This window comes from Myxococcus llanfairpwllgwyngyllgogerychwyrndrobwllllantysiliogogogochensis, assembly GCF_006636215.1.
Lineage (GTDB): Bacteria > Myxococcota > Myxococcia > Myxococcales > Myxococcaceae > Myxococcus > Myxococcus llanfairpwllgwyngyllgogerychwyrndrobwllllantysiliogogogochensis.
The window spans coordinates 1-428 of sequence record NZ_VIFM01000823.1; the positions used below are offsets into that span (position 1 = coordinate 1).

Sequence of the window (428 nt, forward strand, 5' to 3'; positions counted from 1 at the left end):
TCGCTAGCCATTCCCCTGGCGCGCCTCTTTTCCACCGAACTGCTGCAGACCGATGAATGGCGCGGTCTCTACTTCTTTGAGCTGGGCCTGGCGCTGGTGTCGCTGGCCTGCGTCATCGCGCTAAAACTGCCGCCAAGCGATCGTAAAAAAGTGTTCGAAAAAAAGGATTTCATTACCTTCTTTCTGCTGGCGCCCGGCATGGCGCTGGTGTGCGCCGTGCTGTCGCTGGGGCGGCTCGAGTGGTGGTTTGAAGCGCCGTGGATCGGCTGGGCGCTGGCGGCGGCGGTAATACTGATCGTCGCTGCGATTACCTTCGAGCATAACCGCAGCAACCCCCTGCTCAATACCAAATGGCTCTCCAGCGGCAGCATCGTGCGTCTGGGCCTGATTATGCTGTTGATCCGCATCGTGCTGGCGGAGCAGAATAC

At 59.6% G+C, this 428-nt stretch carries 1 protein-coding gene; it reads left to right on the plus strand.

The features are described 5' to 3' along the window. On the plus strand, positions 1-428 hold a 428-nt coding region (locus FJV41_RS55975; protein WP_220138029.1), incomplete at both ends, for a hypothetical protein.